Genomic DNA, 1,524 nt, shown 5'->3' on the forward strand with positions numbered 1-1,524 from the left:
GGGGCGGTCCCGAGGTGGGGGCCGGGGCGGGGGGCGGTCCCGGGGCCGGAGCCGGAACCGGAGCCGGGGCCGGGGCCGGGGCTGGTTCTGAGGCCGGGGCCGGAGCCGGGGCCGGCTCCGTGCGGTGCCGTCTGCGGGGGACGACCGGGGACCCGGTGGAGTGGCTGGCGTTCCGGCTGGTGACACTGGGGTGCGAGTTCACCGTGCGGGCGCCTGAGCAACTGCGGGCGTGTGTACGGGAGTTGGGCGGGAGGCTGGAGCGGGCGGGCCGCTAGGGGTTGCCTGGCGTGCTTCTGGTCACGGCCTCTGGCCCTGCTCCCCCCAGCCGATCCCCCGCAGGACCGCCAGGTTCCGCAGCGCCAACTCGGCCGGACCCTCGGGGCCGTCCGCCGGACCGTCCGCCATGGCCCAGCTCTCCACCGCCACCCGCACCGCGGCACTCGCGACGGCGGCGGTGAAGCGCTGAGTGGAGGTGAAGCGCTCGGCAGGAGCGACGGGGGCGGCGGGGTCCCCGGCCGCGAAAGGGCCGGAAGAGACGCCTGCGCCGGCAGAGGCGTCGACACCGGCCCCTGATGAGTCGGCAGAGGCCCCTGGCGAGTAGGCGGAGGCCCCTGGCGAGCCGGCAGAGCCTGCCGAAGAGCCGGCTGCCCGGTCCCTCTCCGCCAGCACCCCCGCCAGCTCCTCCTCCGACGTGAGGCAGAGCTCCGCCCAGACCTTGCCCAGGGCGGGGACGGTCCTGGCGAGGCGGATCAGGGTGCGCACCCACTCCCAGGAAGCGGCCGACACGGCGCCGCCGGGCGTGAGGGTGTGCCGTACGGCGTGTTCCAGGGCCGCCGGGAGGGGCAGCCCGGCCGGGGCCTCGCGGACCGCTTCCGTCCAGCGTTCGGCGCCCGCCGCGTAGAGGGGGGCGACGGCCTCCTCCTTCGTGGCGAAGTACCGGTAGAAGGTGCGGGGCGCGATCCCGGCGGCCTGGGCGATGTCCTCCGCGCGGGTCGCTCTCAGGCCACGGCTCACGAAGAGGCCGGCCGCGGCCCTGGCGATCTCCATCCGGGTGGCCGCTTTGCGCCGCTCGGTGAGGGAAGCGGAGGCCGGACGGGGGGTGGAGCTGATCACATCGGCAGGCTATGCCCATGTGGCAGAATCTGCCATCCGGGCGGGCCACCCCGTGGTTCAGGTACGGGGTGCCCCGCCCACCTCAGCATGCCCCGCGTCGCTCACGGCCGCGCGGACCCGCCCGCGCGGAAGTGGAGCCGGGCCCCGGCGCCTGGGGGGGAGGCGCCGAAGCCCGGCTCGGGAAGTCCCGGCGCCGGGGGGGATGTGCGTCGGGACTTGGCTCAGGGTGGGGCCGTTCAGGGAGGGCTTCAGGGTCCGATCGGTCCGAACTCCCGTGCCCTGAAGTCTTGTTCCCCCGCTCCTGGCGTTTGAAGCGGCGTTGTACCGCCATGTTTGCGCGGACTTTCGCCACCCCGCGTACCCGCGTACGCCGGTGGCGAAGACGTCCGTGCCCGGGGGCGGGCCGGGGGG

General features: G+C 75.8%; 1 protein-coding gene. It reads right to left on the minus strand.

Going from position 1 to position 1,524, the window contains the following annotated elements; genetic code table 11:
- Window positions 1-297 precede the first annotated feature (297 nt).
- Window positions 298-1,047 carry a TetR/AcrR family transcriptional regulator gene (locus ALMP_RS26920; protein ID WP_264932919.1) on the minus strand — a complete coding sequence of 250 codons (750 nt, stop codon included), beginning with the start codon at window positions 1,045-1,047 and terminating at the stop codon, window positions 298-300.
- Window positions 1,048-1,524: the final 477 nt, after the last annotated feature.

This window comes from Streptomyces sp. A012304, assembly GCF_026008495.1.
In the GTDB taxonomy this organism is placed as follows: domain Bacteria; phylum Actinomycetota; class Actinomycetes; order Streptomycetales; family Streptomycetaceae; genus Streptomyces.

What these genes read in the sequence shown, in the direction of transcription:
- ALMP_RS26920 (WP_264932919.1), bottom strand. Translation starts at nt 1,047, where the DNA reads ATGGAGATCGCCAGGGCCGCGGCCGGCCTCTTCGTGAGCCGTGGCCTG.